Genomic DNA, 16,866 nt, shown 5'->3' with positions numbered 1-16,866 from the left:
CCCGGGCGGCGGGTGCTCTTCGCCCCGCGCCCGCGACAGGACCGTCGAAAACCATCCATCCGATCGTGAAAGGTCGACCAACCATGGCGTCCACCCTTGAACTGCTGCCGGCCGTCGACGTCGCCGGAGGGCAGGCCGTCCAGCTCGTGCAGGGAAAGGCCGACTCCGGCGGCCGCTACGGCGACCCCCTCCAGGCCGCCCTGGGCTGGCAGAACGCCGGCGCCGACTGGATTCACCTCGTGGATCTCGACGCCGCGTTCGGGCGCGGGCACAACCGTGAACTGCTCACCTCGATCGTCGGCACCCTGGACGTCAGGGTCGAGCTGTCGGGCGGAATCCGCGACGACGAGTCGCTGGCCGCGGCGTTGGCCACCGGTTGCCGCCGCGTCAACATCGGGACCGCCGCCCTGGAGAACCCCGCCTGGTGCGCCAAGATCATCGCCGAGCACGGCGACAAGATCGCCATCGGCCTGGACGTGCGGGGCACCACCCTGGCCGCGCGCGGCTGGACCCGTGACGGCGGGGACCTCCACGCCACGCTGGAGCGCCTGGAGGCCGAGGGCTGCGCCCGCTACGTCGTCACCGACGTCAACAAGGACGGCACCCTCAAGGGCCCCAACCTCGACCTGTTGCGCGACGTCTGCGCCCGCACCGACAAGCCCGTCGTCGCCAGCGGCGGCGTGTCCAGCATCGAGGACCTGCGGGCCATCGCCGCGCTCGTGCCAGAGGGCGTCGAGGGTGCGATCATGGGCACCGCCCTGTACGAGGGCGCGTTCACCATGGAGGACGCCTTGGCCGCCGTGCGCGGCGAGGAGAACGCCCGATGAGCCTGGCAGTCCGCGTCATCCCCTGCCTGGACGTGGACGCAGGCCGGGTCGTCAAGGGCGTCAACTTCCAGAACCTGCGTGATGCCGGCGACCCCGTCGAGCTGGCCAGGCGCTACGACGCCGAAGGTGCCGACGAGCTGACCTTCCTGGACGTCACCGCCTCCAGCGGTGCCCGTGAGACCACCTACGACGTGGTGGGGCGCACCGCCGGACAGGTGTTCATCCCCCTCACCGTCGGCGGCGGCGTGCGCGCCACCGATGACGTCGACCGGCTGCTCCGTGCGGGGGCCGACAAGGTCGGGATCAACACGGCGGCCATCCACCGCCCCGAGCTCGTCCGCGAGATCGCCCAGCGCTTCGGCAACCAGGTCCTGGTGCTCTCCGCCGACGTGCGCAGGGGCACCGGAGACACCCGTACCGACAGCGGATTCGAGGTGACCACGCACGGCGGGCGCACCGGGACGGGCATCGACGCGGTGGAGTGGGTGCAGCGTGCCGCCGACCTCGGTGCCGGTGAGATCCTGCTCAACTCCATGGACGCCGACGGGACCAAGTCGGGCTTCGACCTGGAGCTGATCCGCGCGGTGCGCGCGGTGGTGACCGTCCCGCTGATCGCCAGTGGTGGAGCGGGCGCGGTGGAGCACTTCGCTCCTGCCGTTGACGCCGGTGCCGACGCGGTCCTGGCGGCCAGTGTCTTCCACTTCGGCGAGTTCACCGTCAACGACGTCAAGGCCGAACTGCGGGCAAAGGGGCATCCCGTCCGCTGAGCGCCCGCCGTGTCCGCCCGCACCGGCGGACACGGCAGGCGCCCCCAGCCGCCCCGGCTGGCCGGAACGGGTCATACGGTGGCGGAATACGTCGTGGTCCGTGAGCGCTGAACAAACCGGTACAGGTTGCCGCGCCGCCGCAGTACGGTGTGGAACCGATCCGCCCGCCCCCACAGGCGGGCCTTTTCTCGCCACCACCGACGCAGCTGGGGGACGTATGTCACAGGGAGTCACTACGGAAAGACCCGCAGTGGATTCCCGGGTGTTGGCGGAGGGCCTGCGCGTCCTGTGGGTCGCGATCCGCGCCGAGCCGTGGATCTTCGCCCTCGCCGTGGGCGGGGCCGCACTCCACGCAGGAGTCGCGGTCGCCTCCGCCACCGTCCTGGGACGCGTCACCGAAGACGTGATCCTCCCGGCCTTCGCGCAAGGGGAGACCACCACCGGTGCGCTGGTCGCCGCAGCCTCCCTGCTGCTGGCGGTCGGCGTTCTCAAGGGGCTCGGTCTCGCAGCCCGCCGCCTCTACGCCGGTCTCATGCAGTTTCGGATGCAGGCCCGGTACCGGCAGGCCGTCGCCCGCAAGTACCTGGACCTCCCGCTCTCCTGGCACCAGCGCCATCCCACCGGCCAACTGCTGTCCAACGCCAACGCCGACGTCGAAGCCGCCTGGGGGCCGCTCGCCCCGCTGCCCATGGCGGTGGGCAGCGTGTTCATGCTCGTGATCGCCGCAGCGGCGATGCTGCTCACCGATTCGGTGCTCGCCCTCGTCGGCTTCGTCGTCTTCCCGGCGCTGGCCGTGGCCAACGTCGTCTTCCAGCGCAAGGTCACCCCGGTGGACACCCGAGCGCAGATGTTGCGCGCCCGGGTCAGCGAAGTCGCCCACGAGTCCTTCGACGGTGCGCTCGTGGTCAAGAGCCTCGGACGCGAGGACACCGAGACCGAACGCTTCACCGCCGCCGCGCACCGGCTGCGCGACGCCCAGATCCGGGTCGGCCGGATGCGCGCCATGTTCGATCCGGTCATGGACTCCCTGCCCAACCTGGGTGTACTGGCGGTACTGCTGATCGGTGCGATCCGCATCGAGAGCGGCGCGGTCAGCTCCGGCGACCTCGTCCAGATCGCCTATCTGTTCACCCTGTTGGCCCTGCCGGTCCGCTCGTTGGGCTGGCTCCTCGGCGACATGCCGCGCAGCGTCGTGGGCTGGCGCAGGGTCAGCGCGGTCCTCGGAGCCCAGGGCCGCACCGAGCACGGTCGCACCCCCCTCGACGGTGAGGGCGGGCTGCGGGTCGAGTTGGACGAAGTCGGGTTCTCCTACGTCGACGCCTACCAGGAGAACGGCAACGCCACCCGCGACCTCTCCGTCCAGTCACCCGAGGGCATCGAGGCCGAACCCCGCACCACCGTCCTCAGCGACGTACACCTCACCCTGGCCTCCGGACGCACCATCGCCCTGGTCGGTCCCACCGGCGCGGGCAAGTCCACCCTCACCACACTGCTCATGCGCCTGGTGGACCCCGACTCCGGAACGGTCCGGTTCAACGGGACCGACGTCCGCGAACTCGCCCCGGGGGAGATCGCGCGCACCGCCGCGCTGGTGCCGCAGAGCGCCTTCGTCTTCGAGGACACCGTCCGCGACAACGTCACCCTCGGCGGCGACATCGACGACGCCCTCGTATGGGAGGCACTGCGGCTGGCCCGTGCGGACTCCTTCGTCGCAGCCCTGCCGGAGGGTCTCGACACCCGCCTGGGCGAGCGCGGTACCAGCCTGTCCGGCGGTCAGCGCCAGCGCCTCGCCCTGGCCCGGGCACTCGTCCGCCGGCCCAGGCTGCTCATCCTGGACGATGCCACCTCCGCCGTGGACCCGCAGGTCGAGGCGCAGATCCTCGGTGGGCTCCGCGACATCGAACTGTCGGCCACCGTGGTCGTCGTGGCCTACCGCAGGGCCACCATCGAGCTCGCCGACGAAGTCGTCTACCTGGAGCAGGGCACCGTCCACGACCGCGGGACGCACGCCGAACTGCTGGAGCGGTCCCCGGGCTACCACGCGCTCGTCACCGCCTACGAAAACGCCGCCGAGCAGCGTGTTGCCGACGCCGCCACCGAACAGGAGGTCACCCGATGAGCGCTCCGGCGCCCACCCGTCCCGACCGCGCGGAGGGTGTCCCCACCAACGCCGACGCGGCTCCCGCGTTGCACCGCTCCACCGACTCCGCCTGGGCGACGCTGCGCCGCGGACTGGCCCTCTCACCGGAATTCGCCCACGGCCTCCTCCTCACCCTTTTCCTCGCCCTGGTGGCCACCGCCGGACGGATCGTGGTCCCCGTCGCGGTCCAACAGGTGATCGACAACGGTCTGGTCGCCGAGGGCGGTCCCGACATCGGGTTCGTGGCCCGCGCGGTCACGGTATGCGCCGTACTGGTCCTGCTGACCGGGATCTGCTCCTACTTCATGAACGCCCGGTTGTACCGGGCCACCGAGTTCGGACTGGCCACCCTGCGGCGCAAGGCGTTCCGGCACGTGCACGACCTGTCGGTGCTCACCCAGAACAGCGAGCGCAAGGGCGCCCTGGTCTCCCGCGTCACCGGTGACGTCGACCAGATCAGTGCCTTCATGCAGCGCGGCGGAGTCCTGCTGATCGTCAGCGTCGGCCAGCTGATCGTGGCCACCGTGCTCATGTCCGTCTACGCCTGGCAGCTCGCACTGTTGACCTGGGTCTGTTTCCTCCCCCTGCTGTTCGGCGTGCGCTGGTTGCAGAAACTGCTGTCCAAGGCCTACCTCGCGGTCCGCGAGCGCACCGGGGACATGCTCGGCGTCATCGGTGAGACGGTCATGGGAGCGGCCGTCATCCGCGCCCACGGCACCGAGACGCGCACCGCCCGACGGGTGGACGAGACGGTTCTGGCCACCCGGACCGCCCAGGTCAGGGCCCAGCGCCTGTCCATGGCGGTTTCACCGTTCGCCGAATTCATCGCGGCGCTGGCCTACGCCAGCATCGTCGTCGCGGGGGTCCTGTTGGGCATCGCGGGCGAGCTCACCGCGGGCGAGCTCGTGGCGTTCCTCTTCGTGATCACCCTCTTCATCACGCCGATGATCATGGCGACCGAGATCTTCAACGAGGCACAGAACGCCATCGCGGGTTGGCGGCGTGTGCTCGGCGTCCTCGACACCGTCCCCGACATCGCCGACCCCGGGCCCCGGGGCAGGGAACTACCGCGCGGCCCCGTCTCCGTGCGCTTCGACCAGGTTTCCTACGCCTACCCCTCCGGGCCGTTGGTGCTCGACGACGTCGACCTGGAGATCCGCCCGGGCCGCCGGGTGGCGGTGGTCGGGGAGACCGGATCGGGCAAGACGACCTTCGTCAAGCTCCTCACCCGGCTGATGGACCCCGCCAAGGGCGCCGTCCTCCTCGACGACGTCGACCTGCGGGAGGTCGCCTTCTCCTCCCTGCGCGCCCGCGTGGTCATGGTTCCGCAGGAGGGATTCCTCTTCGACAGCACACTCGGGGAGAACATCCGCTTCGCCCGCCCCGAGGCCACCGACACCGAACTGGTCGAGGCCATCACCGAAATGGGCCTGGGGGAGTGGCTGACGGGACTCGCCCACGGTCTGGCCACCCCGGTCGGCCAACGAGGGGAATCGCTCTCGGCCGGGGAACGCCAGCTCGTGGCGCTGGTCCGCGCCTACGTCGCCGACCCCGACCTGCTGGTCCTCGACGAGGCCACCTCCGCGGTCGACCCGGCCACCGAGGTGCGCATCCAACGCGCACTGGAACGGCTCACCAGCGGCCGCACCTCCGTTGCCATCGCGCACCGCCTCTCAACGGCGGAAGCCGCGGACGAGGTACTCGTCTTCGACGCCGGCCGAGTCGTCCAACGCGGCAGCCACGCCGAACTGGTGGTGCGGCCCGGTGTCTACGCCGACCTGCACGCCTCCTGGGTCACCAGTTCGGCCTGATCCCCGACCATCCATCCGGCGACGCGGCAAGCGTCCCGTGCCCGACGCGGTCAGCGCCGGTGCTTCCACCAGTGCAGCGCGAGCAGCTCCGCGATCACCGGCTCCGTCAACACGCCGATGTCGGGGTCGGTGTCCCCGGGGTAGCGCAGCACCATGGCCGCGCCGGGGACCTCACCGCCCACACAGACGAACGTGCCCTTCAGCGACCCCAGGTGGTCGGCGAAGCGCTCGTCGAAACGCGAGCCGGCGAACAGCAGCGCCCGGTAGTCCTGCACCGCTGCCAGGTGGCGCTCGGTGTGCGACCACTCCCCGGTCTCGCAGGAGTGCGCGGCCAGCACCGGTCCGCGTCGCAGCGCAAGAGCACCCAGGCGCGCCGAGGACGACCGCTCGGCCGGCGCCACCAGGTAGGGGCCGGGACGCGTCGAGAGCAGACCGGCAACCCCCGGGACCCACTCCGCGGCGCGGGCCATCAGGTCGGAGACGGCATTGCTCGAACGCCGCAGGGTCACCGCGACATCGGCCGAGCTCCCAGGCGTGGGTGCGCCCAGCCGGGAGGCCAGAAGGAGCAACAGCGCCAGAGCCTGCTGGGCCCCGCCGCTCTCCAGGCCGCTGACCTCGCCGCTCGTCAGCAGCGGAACGACCAGGTCGGCGTAGCGCGTTTCGGGGCCTTCGGCGTCGTCGGTCAGTACGACGATCGCCGAGGAGCCGGCGTAGCGATGGAGCGATTCGCACAGTTCCCGGCGCGCGCTGCCCAACGCCACCGCCACCACCAGGGTGTCGGGGCCGCCCGGGGTGGAGAAGGCGGCCGTCGCCGACTCCGCCGACGCGCCCAGTCCCGCCCGTCGCATCCGCTCCGCTGCGACCTCGCAGACGTAGTGGCCTGCCCCGGCCCCCAGCAGTACGATCGCGGCCGGCTCGTCGTCCAGCAGCGCGGGCAGCGCGGCGTAGGGGTCGCGGCGGGCCAGGCGGTCGGCCAGGCGGGTCAACGCCGCCGGCTTGTCCGCCAGTTCGGCGGCGAGTCGCTGAGCGGTCACGGACACTCCTCTCGTGGGCTGGCCTCGACGTTATCGGGGCCTGGAACCAGCTCGGGACCCCGATAACGCCAATGCGAACGGGGTAATAAACTGCACCGCATGAGCACGGACCTGGACCCCGGCATCGCCGCGCGCCTCAAACGCACCTCGGACGGACTGGTGGCGGCCGTCGTGCAACAGCACGACACCGGCGAGGTTCTCATGCTCGCCTGGATGGATGACGAGGCCCTGCGCCGCACCATCGATACCCGCGCGGCCACCTACTGGTCGCGCAGCCGCGGTGAGTACTGGGTCAAGGGTGCGACTTCGGGCAACACCCAACGCGTCGTCTCGGTCGCCCTGGACTGCGACGGCGACACCCTGTTGGTCCGGGTCGACCAGACCGGCGCCGCCTGCCACACCGGCGCGCGCACCTGCTTCGACGCGGACCCCTTGCTGTGAGCGTCGCCACCGTGTCCTCCCGCCGTCGACCGGCCGGCTCCGGGCAGTACCTCCTGACGCTCACGGCCACCGCGGCAGGAGCGGTTCTGCTGCTGGCCGCTACCGCGCAGGACTGGGCCACCGCGCGGGTGGACATGGGCAACGGACTCGCCCCGATCCTGCTCGACCTACCCGCTTCCCAGGTCAGCCCGCTCGCCTCGGCGCTGGGCTGGGCCGCGTTCGCCTCCGTCGTCGCCGTCGTCGCGACCCGTGGCACGGGACGCCGCGTCGTGGGCCTGCTGGTAGCGCTGCTGGGCGTGGCCGGGCTGGCCGGCGTCTACACCGGTACGCGCTCCGCGGCGCTCGCCGCCACCGCCGAGCGTCTCGCCACCGCGGACGGGGACCTCTCCGCGGTGCGACTCGTCCCGCTCGGGCCGGTCGTCGCCGCGACGGCCGCGCTCCTCCTCGTCGTCGCAGGTGTGCTGACCCTGCTCAGGGGGGCGGCATGGCCTGTCATGGGCAGCAGGTACGATCGCCACGACGCACCGGCCGCGACCCGCACCGACGACCCCGCCGAGCTGTGGAAGTCGCTGGACAGCGGAGCAGACCCCACCGCGGACCCCCTACCGGGCCCCGGCACGCCCGACGCGGACGCCCCCGGCGCCGTGTCCAATGAGAACGCAGAACCCAAGGAGCGTTGATGTCCGACGAGCACCACGACGACCACGGCAACACCCTGTCGGCCTGGTTCCTGACCGCGTCCTGGATCGTGATCTGGACCGTGGCCGGTGTCGCCATCATCGCTGGTCAGAGCCTCATTACCTGGACTATTGTCGCCCTGGTCGGCAGCATCGCCTGCGCTGCGGTGGCCGGAGTCATGAAGCGCGCGGGCCTGGGGCGCAAGACCCCCCGTCCGCTGCCCATGACCCGCGAGCAGTACGACGCCAGTCTGCTGGCCAAGACCAAGGACCTGCTGGTCCCCGAGCGTCAGACCAGTGACGACGAGGGCGATGAGCCCGCGTCGCGCAAGGCGCACGACCGCGCTTCGGTGAGCGCCGGCAACGAGTGACCGGTACCGGTCACGGGCCCGTCGCGAGAAGGGGTCGAAACAGCTGCGATCCAGTTGAAATTTCGTTTCTCATTCCCGAACGGGGATGTATTGACTCGATATTTCACCCGGTCTCTGGTTTGATCGGTTCGCCTGACCTCTGATCTTGAGCGTCGGCCGGAGTGTCGTACGGGGGTGGGCGATCCCAACCGTGGCCCTGTTGACGATCCCGCCCCGGCCGCGCTGTCGTCCAATCCCATTCCCGTCATCAGAAAAGAACACGAACCATGAGCTACGGTCCTCCTTCCGGTCCTCAGAACCCCGGCGGTTACGGCCCTCCCGGCGGGTACCCCGGTGGCGGCCCCGCCGGCTACCCCGGAGGTGGCCAGCCTCCGGAGAACTACCTCATCTGGGCCATCCTGAGCACGCTGTTCTGCTGCCTGCCCCTGGGCGTCGCCTCGATCGTCTTCTCCAGCCAGGTCAACAGCAAGTGGGCCGTGGGCGACTACGCCGGCGCCCAGGAGGCGTCGGAGAAGGCCAAGAAGTTCGCCATCTGGTCGGCGATCGGCGCGGTCGTCGCCTGGGTCCTCATCATCATCTTCTACGCCATCGTCATCGCCGCTGCGGTCAACTCCTCCGGCACCTACTAGGTCGTTCGGTCCAGCCCTCGATGACCGATTACCCGGTATCCGCGAAACGGCGCCGCCTCCACCCGGCGGCGGCGCCGATCGCTGTGGGCGTGGTCGGCCTGGCCGCCGCGGTGATGGTGCATTTCATCGACCCCAACGAGCCGGGCAACTACCCGACCTGCCCGTGGCTGATGCTCACCGGCACCTTCTGCCCCGGATGCGGGACCACCCGTGCCGTCGCCGCCCTCACACACCTCGATGTGCTGGGCGCGGCGCAAATGAACATCTTCGCCGTCGCAGTGGTTCCCTTCGTGGCGTTCTGGTACATCAAGTGGCTCTACCAGTCGTTTCGGCCGCCCAAGGCGACCCGCACCACGATGGCCAGCCCTGTATGGCTGTACCTGCTTCTCGCGGCGATCCTCCTCTACTGGCTCGTGCGCAATCTTCCCTTCGGCGCCTTCCTGGCGCCGGGGGCCACCTGGTTCGCCTGACCGACCCCTGCCGGACCCGCTACCGTCGATCCACGGGGGCGGAGCTTACGAGCGCCGCGTGCGCCGCGCGTATCGGCCGAGCCGGTGCCCCGCGCCTCGACCGGGGTGGATACGATCGGTGGCACCGGGAGCGGGGGCTTTCAGTGCGCTGACCCCGTCCCGGCGATGCTTCGAGCGCCGCAACGGTCGGTGCCCACGAAGACGGCCATGACGCAAAGCCAACATGGAGGGGGCTCTCTCATCGTGAGCGTGCTCGACGAGATCCTCGACGGAGTACGCGCGGACCTCGCTGACCGACAGGCAGCCATACCCTTGGACACGCTCAAGGAGCGAGTCGAGGGCGTGCCCTGGCCCAAGGACGTGGTCGCCGCGCTGCGCAGCCCAGGCGTCCAGGTCATCGCTGAGGTGAAGCGCTCCAGTCCGTCCAAGGGGGCCCTCGCTGCGATCGCCGATCCGGCCGCACTGGCCGCGGACTACGCCGCGGGCGGCGCCTGCCTGATCAGCGTCCTCACCGAGCAGCGCCGCTTCGGCGGCAGCCTCGCCGACCTCGCCGCCGTACGCGCGATGGTGGAGACCCCGCTGCTGCGCAAGGACTTCGTGGTCAGCTCCTACCAGTTGTGGGAAGCCAGGGCACACGGTGCCGACGCCGTTCTCCTGATCGTCGCCGCGCTGCCCCAGGACGCACTGATCTCCCTGGTGGAACGCGCGGAGTCCCTGGGGCTCACCCCGCTGGTCGAGGTGCACACGGAGGACGAGATCGTGCGCGCCCTGGATGCGGGAGCCACCGTCATCGGGGTCAACGCCCGCGACCTCAAAACCCTCAAGGTCGACCGGGACGTCTTTGCGCGTCTGGCACCGACCATCCCCGACGACAAGATCAAGATCGCCGAGTCCGGCGTTCGGGGCCCTCACGACCTTCTCGCCTACGCTAGTGCGGGAGCCGACGCCGTCCTCGTCGGAGAGAGCCTGGTCGTCGGGCGCAACCCGCGCGACGCCGTGGCCGACCTCGTCACCGCCGGCGCGCACCCCGCGCTGCGGGATCGGCACTAGGCCGCCGTGCGGTCACACTCCGCCCCCCGGCCGGCGCCGCGTTTCGCGGCGCCCGCCGGGCGATGGCCTTAGGGAACTCGCACCGGGGCAGCCGAACCGGTCGCGGGTTCCCGGCGCTGTGCTGCTTTGTCCACTTCGCCCGCCGCGCCCGTTCCGCGCGGTTTTTGGAGACCCGTTGACCATGAATACCCGACACCCGGTACCCGGCTATCTCGACGAGGGCGGGCACTACGGCCGTTTCGGCGGCCGTTTCAGCCCTGAGGCCCTCGTAGCCGCTCTCGACGAAGTCACGGAAGCCTGGGACAAGGCCAAGGCCGATCCGGACTTCCAGGCCGAGCTCAGTGCGTTGCTCGCCGATTACACCGGGCGCCCCAGCCCGCTCACCGACGCCAAGAACTTCTCCGCCCACTGTTCCGGTGCGCGGGTGCTGCTCAAGCGCGAAGACCTCAACCACACCGGCTCGCACAAGATCAACAACGTGCTCGGCCAGGCCCTGCTCACCAAGCGGATGGGCAAGACCCGGGTGATCGCCGAGACCGGCGCAGGCCAGCACGGCGTCGCGACGGCTACCGCCTGCGCCCTGCTGGGCCTGGAGTGCGTGGTCTACATGGGGGAGGAGGACACCCGCAGGCAGGCGCTCAACGTCGCCCGGATGAACCTTCTGGGCGCCGAGGTCATCCCGGTCACCATCGGCAGCCGCACCCTCAAGGACGCCGTCAACGAGGCGTTTCGCGACTGGGTGGCCAACGTCGACTCCACCCACTACCTCCTGGGCACGGTGGCCGGCCCGCACCCCTTCCCCTCGATGGTGCGCGACCTGCACTACGTGATCGGTGCCGAGGCACGGGAACAGGTCCTGGAGCGGACCGGAGCGCTGCCCGACGCGGTCGCGGCGTGCGTGGGGGGCGGCTCCAACGCCATCGGCATCTTCGCGGCCTTCGTCCCCGACGATTCGGTGCGCCTCTACGGTTTCGAAGCCGGCGGGGACGGTGTGCAGTCCGGACGGCACGCCGCCTCCATCACGGGCGGCAGTCCCGGTGTCTTCCAGGGAACCCGCACGTTCGTGCTGCAGGACGAGTACGGTCAGACCGTCCCCAGCCACTCCATCTCCGCCGGCCTGGACTATCCGGCGGTCGGCCCGGAGCACGCCTGGCTCGCGGAGTCCGGACGTGCGACCTACTCCGCCGTCACCGACGCCGACGCGATGGAGGCGTTCCGGCTGCTGTGCCGGACGGAAGGCATCATCCCGGCGATCGAGAGCGCCCACGCGCTTGCCGGCGCCCGCACGATCGGCGCCGAGCTGGGACCGGAGGCGACCATCCTGGTCAACCTCTCGGGCCGCGGCGACAAGGATGTCAACACCGCCGCCGCCTACTTCGGGCTCACCGGCGACGACGAAGGGCAGCAGGCCTGATGACCACCCTCCAGAGCAAGCTCGCCCAGGCCAAGGAGCAGGGGCGGGCAGCCCTCATCGGCTACCTCCCCGCGGGTTTCCCCGATGTCGAGTCATCGATCCGGGTCGTGCAGGCCATGGTCGAGGGAGGGTGTGACGTCATCGAGGTCGGCCTGCCCTACTCCGACCCCACCATGGACGGCCCGACCATCCAGAAGGCCGCGGACATGGCCCTGGTGGCCGGTACCACCCCCAAGGACGTCCTGGCCGTGGTGCGGGCGACCGCCGAGACGGGCGCCGCCGCACTGGTGATGTCCTACTGGAACCCGATCGAGCGCTACGGGGTGGACGCCTTCGCAGCGGACATGGCCGCGGCGGGGGGAGCGGGGGTCATCACCCCCGACCTCATCCCCGAAGAGGCCGAGCCCTGGATCGCCGCCAGCGACGCCGCGGGCCTCGACCGCGTCTTCCTCGTCGCGCCTTCCTCCACCGACGCCCGGCTCGCGCTCACCTGCCAGGCGTCCCGCGGGTTCGTCTACGCGGCGTCGCTCATGGGTGTCACCGGTACCCGGGCCGAGGTCTCGGGGATGGCCGAGCGTCTCGTCGAGCGCACCCGAGTGGTCACCGCCGACAGCGGCCTCCCGGTCTGCGTCGGCCTGGGGATCTCCAACGGAGCCCAGGCCGCACAGGTCGCGGCCTACGCCGACGGCGTCATCGTCGGTGCGGGTTTCTGCCAGCGGATCCTGGACGCCCCCGACCTGGAGACCGGCCTGGTCGCGGTCCGGTCCTTCGCGACCGAGCTCGCCGAAGGGGTGCGCTCCGCGCGCTGAGGTGCCCTTCACCCGGGCAGCGCGAGCGGTCCGGGTGAGAATTGGGTGAGACCCCTTTGTCGGGACCTTTTTCCCGCCCCCCGGCTCCGGTCGGGGGGCTACTGTGCTGCGTGCGGCCGTGAGAATCGGGTCCGCCCTGCTTTCGACCCGCCTTAAGCGTTACCACTCGGCTACGCACAGTAGGCTTGTCGCGTGCGGCGGCCACCCGAGTCGCGCGGGTCGCTACGGGGCCTATTCGGCCCGCCCACCAGCAGGCACGACGAATCCCGGGGAAGGCCATGTCAACGGATACCGAACAGAGCCCGCCCAACGCGACGTCCCGGTGGGAACACCTGCGACCGTGGGTCAGCCTGGTGGCACGCATCGCCCTGGCCGGAGTGCTCGGCTATGCCGGCTACCTCAAAGCCATCGAACCGCAGGAGTCGGTTCGCTCGGTCGCGGCCTACGAGCTCTTCAGCGACGGGATGAACCAGTTCATCGGCTACACCCTGCCCCTGTTCGAGATCGCATTGGCGCTCCTGCTGATCATCGGCCTGGCCACGCGCTACGTCGCGGCACTCAGCGCCCTGCTGATGGCGGTCTTCATCGCCGGAATCATCTCGGCGTGGGCGCGCGGGTTGACCATCGACTGCGGCTGCTTCTCCTCGGGTGGCCAGGTGGCCGCGGGGGAGACCGCCTACGGTGTGGACATCGTGCGTGACATCGGCTTCATGCTGCTTGCGGGTATCGTCATGGTCTGGCCGCGCTCTCCTTTCGCGCTCGACGGATTCCTGGGCCTCTACCCGGACTCCGGCGGCGAGAAGTCAGACGAGTAGTACCCCCTTACCGACCACGCCGCCCCCTGCTCCGTTCGGGAGGCGCGCGCGAAGTGGACCGGGCCGTGTGCCGCGAAGACGCACCACTGTGCGGTGTCCGAGCGGGCGCGGCCCGGCGCAACGTATCCAGCGAGGAAATGGTGATCGGCTCATGAGCAAGGCGTCGCGGAAAGAGAATCGCGAGCGGCTCAAGCAGGAACGGCTCAAGGAGCAGCGGCGTGCCAAGCGCAACAAGCTCTTGACCGTGATGGCGGTGGCGCTGGGCGTCGTCGCCCTCATCGTGGGCGGCGGTTACTTCATCATCACCTCGCAGGCCAACTCCACCGGCAATCTCGTCGCCGAGCGCCTCTCCGGCTGGGACAAGCAGCTTCCCCCGCAGACCCTCCAGGAGGACGGCAGCACAGTGCTCGCCGTCGAGGACGCCAGTGCGCCCCTGGTGGAGGTCTACGCCGACTACCAGTGCTCCCACTGCGCGGACTTCGAGGAAGCCAACGGCGAGTTGCTGAACATGCTCGCAGCCCAGGGCAAGGCCGTCCTCCAGTTGCGGCCGGTCAGCATCTTCGCAGCCGGCGGACCGCCGGCCGGAACCAACTCGCTGCGTGCCGGAGCAGCAGCCCGGGCCGCAGCCGACTACGGCAAGTTCGTCGAGTACAACCAGCTGCTGTTCGCCAACCAGCCCAACGGCACCGCCGAAGGCTACAGCGCCGACGAGCTGATCGCCTGGGGCGAGGAGCTCGGCATCACCGACGCCGCCTTCGCCGAGCGGGTACGTTCCGAGGCCGGGGTCGTCGACGCGTTCGCCGAGTACCAGCAGAGCGGGGACCAGGGAGACGACTCCTTCCTGGCCGGCAGTTACGTCGAGCAGATCCTGGCTGCCACCAATGCGGTCAAGGACCGCTATGAGGGCCCCAACGCGTTCGGCGGAACCCCGTCCGTCTACATCAACGGAGAGCTTTACACCGGCGGTATCGACAACCCCATCGACCTCGCCGACACTATCGAGGCGGCCTCACCGGGCGAGCCCGACACCCGGCCGCAGAGCACCGACGACAACTCACCATCCCCATCCCCGACCGCCAACGAAACGACGGAGCAATGACGACCGCTTCGAGCATCACCGAGGGCGCTGCCGAGTCCGGCCGCGCCCTCGCGGCTATCCCCAGCCCGGGCATCAGCGCCCTCCATCTTGGGCCCCTGACCATCCATTTCTACGCGCTGTGCATCCTCGCCGGTGTCGTTGCCGCCGTCTACTGGAGCGAGCGCCGCTGGGCGGCCATGGGCGGGCGTCCGGGCACCATCATGGATCTCGCCGTTCCGGCGGTCCTGCTGGGTCTGGTCGGTGGCCGCCTGTACCACGTGATCAGCGACTACCAGCTCTACTTCGGGCCCGGCCGCGACCCCATCCAGGCCCTCTACATCTGGAACGGCGGTCTGGGCATCTGGGGAGCCATTCCGCTGGGCGCGCTGGGCGTCTGGCTCGTGGCCCGCCGCCGGGGCCTGTCGATGTCCCAGTTGTCGTTCGCCATCGCCCCCACCATCCCGCTGGCCCAGGCGTTCGGCCGCTGGGGCAACTACTTCAACCAGGAGTTGTTCGGCGGTCCCACCGATCTCCCGTGGGCGTTGCAGGTCTCCCTCACCGACGCAGGTCAACTACGCCCGGGGATGGAGCCGGGAGTCTTTACCTACCACCCCACTTTCCTCTACGAATCCCTGTGGTGCCTGGGGTTGGCGATCCTGCTGGCATGGCTGGGGCGGCGCTACGGTGACGCGCTGCGCGGCGGACGGCTCTTCGCGCTTTACATCATGGGTTACTGTGTGGGGCGGTTCTGGATCGAGTACATGCGGGTCGACCCCGCCAACGAAGTACTCGGTTTCCGACTGAACAACTGGACCTCGATCGTGGTCTTCGCCGCCGCACTGGCCTACTTCGTGTGGGCGGGCAGGCGCCTCGACCGCTTCTCCACCCGGGTGCTGCCCGAAGGGGAGGACGAGGGAACCCAGATCATCGGAACCGACTCGGGAGCAGCGAGCGATCCGCACACCGGCGACAGTGATGCACAGAGCAGATAGCAGAGCAGTGACGTCCAGCCTGACACGTCCGGCTCCGCCCACTGAGACGGCGCCATCGTCGTCGAACCGCAGGAGCGCAGCCCAGGTGCTGCGTCCCGGTGCCGGCACCGACAAGTCCGACGAACCAACGGCCTCCTGAACCGAGCCAGTGGCGCGGTGACGGCAGACGCCGAAACTGACCGCGGTGGTCCTTTGCGGGCGCATACCCGCAAAGGACCCCACCCGAGCTGGATGAGTGTTCGAGCCTTGAGAAAATCCGACTCCGCTGAGCCGACCGGGCGCAGGTCCCGGAGGGCGCGCTCCGCCCAGGGCCGGTCCGCGAGTGCCACGCGCGCGATTTCCAGGCACCCCGCCGACGAGGTCGTGGACGACTACGACGACGAGTACTACGACGACTACGTCGAAGAAGAAGAGGGACCCGACCCCGACCCCGAACCGCGTGCCCGTGGTTCGCGCGCCAAGAGCGGTGGTCGTACCGCAGCCCGGGGCGGCAAGGCCAAGCGCTCCGGGAACCGGGGACGGCGTGCGTCGAGCGAACCGAAGACTCCGCCCGGTGGGATGCGGCGCGCACCTCGGGCCAAGGCCGGTTCCGGTGCGATCGGGCAGGTCTCGCGCTTCTCCGCCACGGCACTGAGCAAGGTCACCGTCCTGGGTGATCGTCCCGGCCAAATGGTCTACTCGCTGGCCGAACAGAGTCGGCGCAAGCGCGGCACCGCCGTGCTCGCAATTTTGCTGGCCCTGGCCGTCGTCGCGATGCTGAGCCTGCTCGGTGTCTTCACCTATCGGCTGATCAACCCGGTGCAGAGCACCAGCGAGGGGGCTCCCGCCCCCATCGTCGAACCGCCCGAGGGGCACAGCACCCTCACCCCGGACCTGTTCTACGCCCAGTCTGAGCAAGAGCTCTTCGCTCCGATCGCGGAACGCGCGGACAACGAGGAACCCCTCACCGAAGAAGAGGTCTTCGGCTCTTCCACGCAGACCCTGTCGTTGGACGACTTCGAGCTCACCCTGCGCGACTCCGAGGTCACCGACACCTGTACCGCCCTGGTCTGGGGGGACCAGTTCGCCCAGGACCTCTCCACCGGTTCCTGCTCCGCCGCGGCCCGCGGCGTCTACCAGGACCCGGGCGAGGAGTATGTGGCACAGTTCACCCTTTTCGACCTGGTCGACTCCGACGCAGCCGACACCGCCCTGGCCAACCTGGACTCCGGTGCCGAACCGGGCTTCGTCCTACCCATGAACACCGAGATCGACGGCCTCCAGAGCGGCTACAGCCAGGCCACTGCTCAGGTGATGGGGCACTACCTCGCCGTGTTCTGGGTGGCCCGCGCGGACGGTGGCAAGCCCGGGGACGACGATTCCATGGCCACGCTCAACGTGGTCGTCATGGACTCTGCCGTCGTGGTCTACGAGCGGGTTCATGAGGCCGCCGCGCAAGAAGGGGGAGAGGGCTGACCCCGGGGCGTCAAGCCCCAGCGGAGATTCCAATACCCTGGTCTCCTTGACCGTGGTCGTCCCCCGTTTCGCTTACCGAAGAGGTT

At 69.9% G+C, this 16,866-nt stretch carries 17 protein-coding genes; 16 read left to right on the top strand and 1 reads right to left on the bottom strand.

Annotated elements, in window-relative coordinates:
• The first annotated feature begins 83 nt into the window (after positions 1-83).
• From priA to QSJ59_RS01400, 4 genes are all read left to right on the top strand, one after another.
• A complete protein-coding gene (priA, locus tag QSJ59_RS01415) occupies positions 84-827 on the top strand; it encodes a bifunctional 1-(5-phosphoribosyl)-5-((5-phosphoribosylamino)methylideneamino)imidazole-4-carboxamide isomerase/phosphoribosylanthranilate isomerase PriA (protein ID WP_285756808.1) in 744 nt (247 codons plus the stop codon).
• On the top strand, positions 824-1,594 hold the full coding sequence (gene hisF / locus QSJ59_RS01410; RefSeq protein WP_285756807.1) for an imidazole glycerol phosphate synthase subunit HisF: 771 nt from the start codon (positions 824-826) through the stop codon (positions 1,592-1,594). The genes priA and hisF overlap by 4 nt, the downstream gene beginning before the upstream one ends.
• 217 nt (positions 1,595-1,811) lie before the next feature.
• Positions 1,812-3,713, top strand: a complete 1,902-nt coding sequence (locus QSJ59_RS01405) for an ABC transporter ATP-binding protein (RefSeq protein ID WP_285756806.1) — start codon at positions 1,812-1,814, stop codon at positions 3,711-3,713.
• Complete coding sequence (locus QSJ59_RS01400; RefSeq protein ID WP_285756805.1) at positions 3,710-5,545, top strand: ABC transporter ATP-binding protein; 1,836 nt, start codon at positions 3,710-3,712, stop codon at positions 5,543-5,545. The genes QSJ59_RS01405 and QSJ59_RS01400 overlap by 4 nt, the downstream gene beginning before the upstream one ends.
• Before the next feature lie 50 nt (positions 5,546-5,595).
• Here QSJ59_RS01400 and QSJ59_RS01395 read toward each other — a convergent pair whose 3' ends face one another.
• Entirely contained in the window at positions 5,596-6,579 is a 984-nt protein-coding gene (locus QSJ59_RS01395; RefSeq protein ID WP_285756804.1) for a MurR/RpiR family transcriptional regulator, read from the bottom strand.
• A 99-nt stretch (positions 6,580-6,678) separates the two neighbouring features.
• Here QSJ59_RS01395 and hisI point away from each other — a divergent pair, with 99 nt between their 5' ends.
• From hisI to QSJ59_RS01335, 12 genes are all read left to right on the top strand, one after another.
• Entirely contained in the window at positions 6,679-7,020 is a 342-nt protein-coding gene (gene hisI, locus QSJ59_RS01390; RefSeq protein ID WP_285756803.1) for a phosphoribosyl-AMP cyclohydrolase, read from the top strand.
• A complete protein-coding gene (locus QSJ59_RS01385; protein WP_285756802.1) occupies positions 7,017-7,700 on the top strand; it encodes a Trp biosynthesis-associated membrane protein in 684 nt (227 codons plus the stop codon). The genes hisI and QSJ59_RS01385 overlap by 4 nt, the downstream gene beginning before the upstream one ends.
• A complete protein-coding gene (locus QSJ59_RS01380; protein ID WP_285756801.1) occupies positions 7,700-8,068 on the top strand; it encodes an HGxxPAAW family protein in 369 nt (122 codons plus the stop codon). Before QSJ59_RS01385 ends, QSJ59_RS01380 begins: the two co-directional genes overlap by 1 nt.
• Before the next feature lie 266 nt (positions 8,069-8,334).
• On the top strand, positions 8,335-8,697 hold the full coding sequence (locus QSJ59_RS01375) for a CD225/dispanin family protein (protein WP_285756800.1): 363 nt from the start codon (positions 8,335-8,337) through the stop codon (positions 8,695-8,697).
• A 20-nt stretch (positions 8,698-8,717) separates the two neighbouring features.
• Positions 8,718-9,167 carry a DUF2752 domain-containing protein gene (locus QSJ59_RS01370; protein WP_285756799.1) on the top strand — a complete coding sequence of 150 codons (450 nt, stop codon included), beginning with the start codon at positions 8,718-8,720 and terminating at the stop codon, positions 9,165-9,167.
• 243 nt (positions 9,168-9,410) lie between these two features.
• On the top strand, positions 9,411-10,217 hold the full coding sequence (gene trpC, locus QSJ59_RS01365; RefSeq protein WP_285756798.1) for an indole-3-glycerol phosphate synthase TrpC: 807 nt from the start codon (positions 9,411-9,413) through the stop codon (positions 10,215-10,217).
• 181 nt (positions 10,218-10,398) lie between these two features.
• Positions 10,399-11,631, top strand: a complete 1,233-nt coding sequence (gene trpB / locus QSJ59_RS01360) for a tryptophan synthase subunit beta (protein WP_285756797.1) — start codon at positions 10,399-10,401, stop codon at positions 11,629-11,631.
• A complete protein-coding gene (trpA, locus tag QSJ59_RS01355; protein WP_285756796.1) occupies positions 11,631-12,440 on the top strand; it encodes a tryptophan synthase subunit alpha in 810 nt (269 codons plus the stop codon). The genes trpB and trpA overlap by 1 nt, the downstream gene beginning before the upstream one ends.
• A gap of 278 nt (positions 12,441-12,718) precedes the next feature.
• Positions 12,719-13,255 (top strand): MauE/DoxX family redox-associated membrane protein, encoded by a 537-nt coding sequence (locus tag QSJ59_RS01350; protein ID WP_285756795.1) that lies wholly within the window; start codon positions 12,719-12,721, stop codon positions 13,253-13,255.
• Positions 13,256-13,406: 151 nt separating this feature from the next.
• Positions 13,407-14,354: a DsbA family protein gene (locus QSJ59_RS01345; protein WP_285756794.1), complete on the top strand. Its 948-nt coding sequence runs from the start codon at positions 13,407-13,409 to the stop codon at positions 14,352-14,354.
• A complete protein-coding gene (lgt, locus tag QSJ59_RS01340; protein WP_285756793.1) occupies positions 14,351-15,325 on the top strand; it encodes a prolipoprotein diacylglyceryl transferase in 975 nt (324 codons plus the stop codon). The genes QSJ59_RS01345 and lgt overlap by 4 nt, the downstream gene beginning before the upstream one ends.
• Before the next feature lie 231 nt (positions 15,326-15,556).
• Positions 15,557-16,780 carry a hypothetical protein gene (locus tag QSJ59_RS01335; protein WP_285756792.1) on the top strand — a complete coding sequence of 408 codons (1,224 nt, stop codon included), beginning with the start codon at positions 15,557-15,559 and terminating at the stop codon, positions 16,778-16,780.
• The last annotated feature ends 86 nt before the right edge of the window (positions 16,781-16,866 follow it).

Origin of the sequence: Nocardiopsis ansamitocini, assembly GCF_030268225.1 — a bacterium.
Classification (GTDB): Bacteria; Actinomycetota; Actinomycetes; order Streptosporangiales; family Streptosporangiaceae; genus Nocardiopsis_D; species Nocardiopsis_D ansamitocini.
The sequence above is the reverse complement of the archived record's forward strand: the minus strand, read 5'-3'. Positions and strand labels throughout refer to the sequence as shown.

Coding starts and splice junctions, on each gene's coding strand:
- QSJ59_RS01350 (WP_285756795.1), top strand. CDS start 12,719: ATGTCAACGGATACCGAACAGAGCCCGCCCAACGCGACGTCCCGGTGG.
- lgt (WP_285756793.1), top strand. CDS start 14,351: ATGACGACCGCTTCGAGCATCACCGAGGGCGCTGCCGAGTCCGGCCGC.
- QSJ59_RS01345 (WP_285756794.1), top strand. CDS start 13,407: ATGAGCAAGGCGTCGCGGAAAGAGAATCGCGAGCGGCTCAAGCAGGAA.
- priA (WP_285756808.1), top strand. CDS start 84: ATGGCGTCCACCCTTGAACTGCTGCCGGCCGTCGACGTCGCCGGAGGG.
- QSJ59_RS01405 (WP_285756806.1), top strand. CDS start 1,812: ATGTCACAGGGAGTCACTACGGAAAGACCCGCAGTGGATTCCCGGGTG.
- QSJ59_RS01400 (WP_285756805.1), top strand. CDS start 3,710: ATGAGCGCTCCGGCGCCCACCCGTCCCGACCGCGCGGAGGGTGTCCCC.
- trpA (WP_285756796.1), top strand. CDS start 11,631: ATGACCACCCTCCAGAGCAAGCTCGCCCAGGCCAAGGAGCAGGGGCGG.
- trpB (WP_285756797.1), top strand. CDS start 10,399: ATGAATACCCGACACCCGGTACCCGGCTATCTCGACGAGGGCGGGCAC.
- QSJ59_RS01370 (WP_285756799.1), top strand. CDS start 8,718: ATGACCGATTACCCGGTATCCGCGAAACGGCGCCGCCTCCACCCGGCG.
- QSJ59_RS01375 (WP_285756800.1), top strand. CDS start 8,335: ATGAGCTACGGTCCTCCTTCCGGTCCTCAGAACCCCGGCGGTTACGGC.
- hisF (WP_285756807.1), top strand. CDS start 824: ATGAGCCTGGCAGTCCGCGTCATCCCCTGCCTGGACGTGGACGCAGGC.
- QSJ59_RS01380 (WP_285756801.1), top strand. CDS start 7,700: ATGTCCGACGAGCACCACGACGACCACGGCAACACCCTGTCGGCCTGG.
- QSJ59_RS01335 (WP_285756792.1), top strand. CDS start 15,557: ATGAGTGTTCGAGCCTTGAGAAAATCCGACTCCGCTGAGCCGACCGGG.
- hisI (WP_285756803.1), top strand. CDS start 6,679: ATGAGCACGGACCTGGACCCCGGCATCGCCGCGCGCCTCAAACGCACC.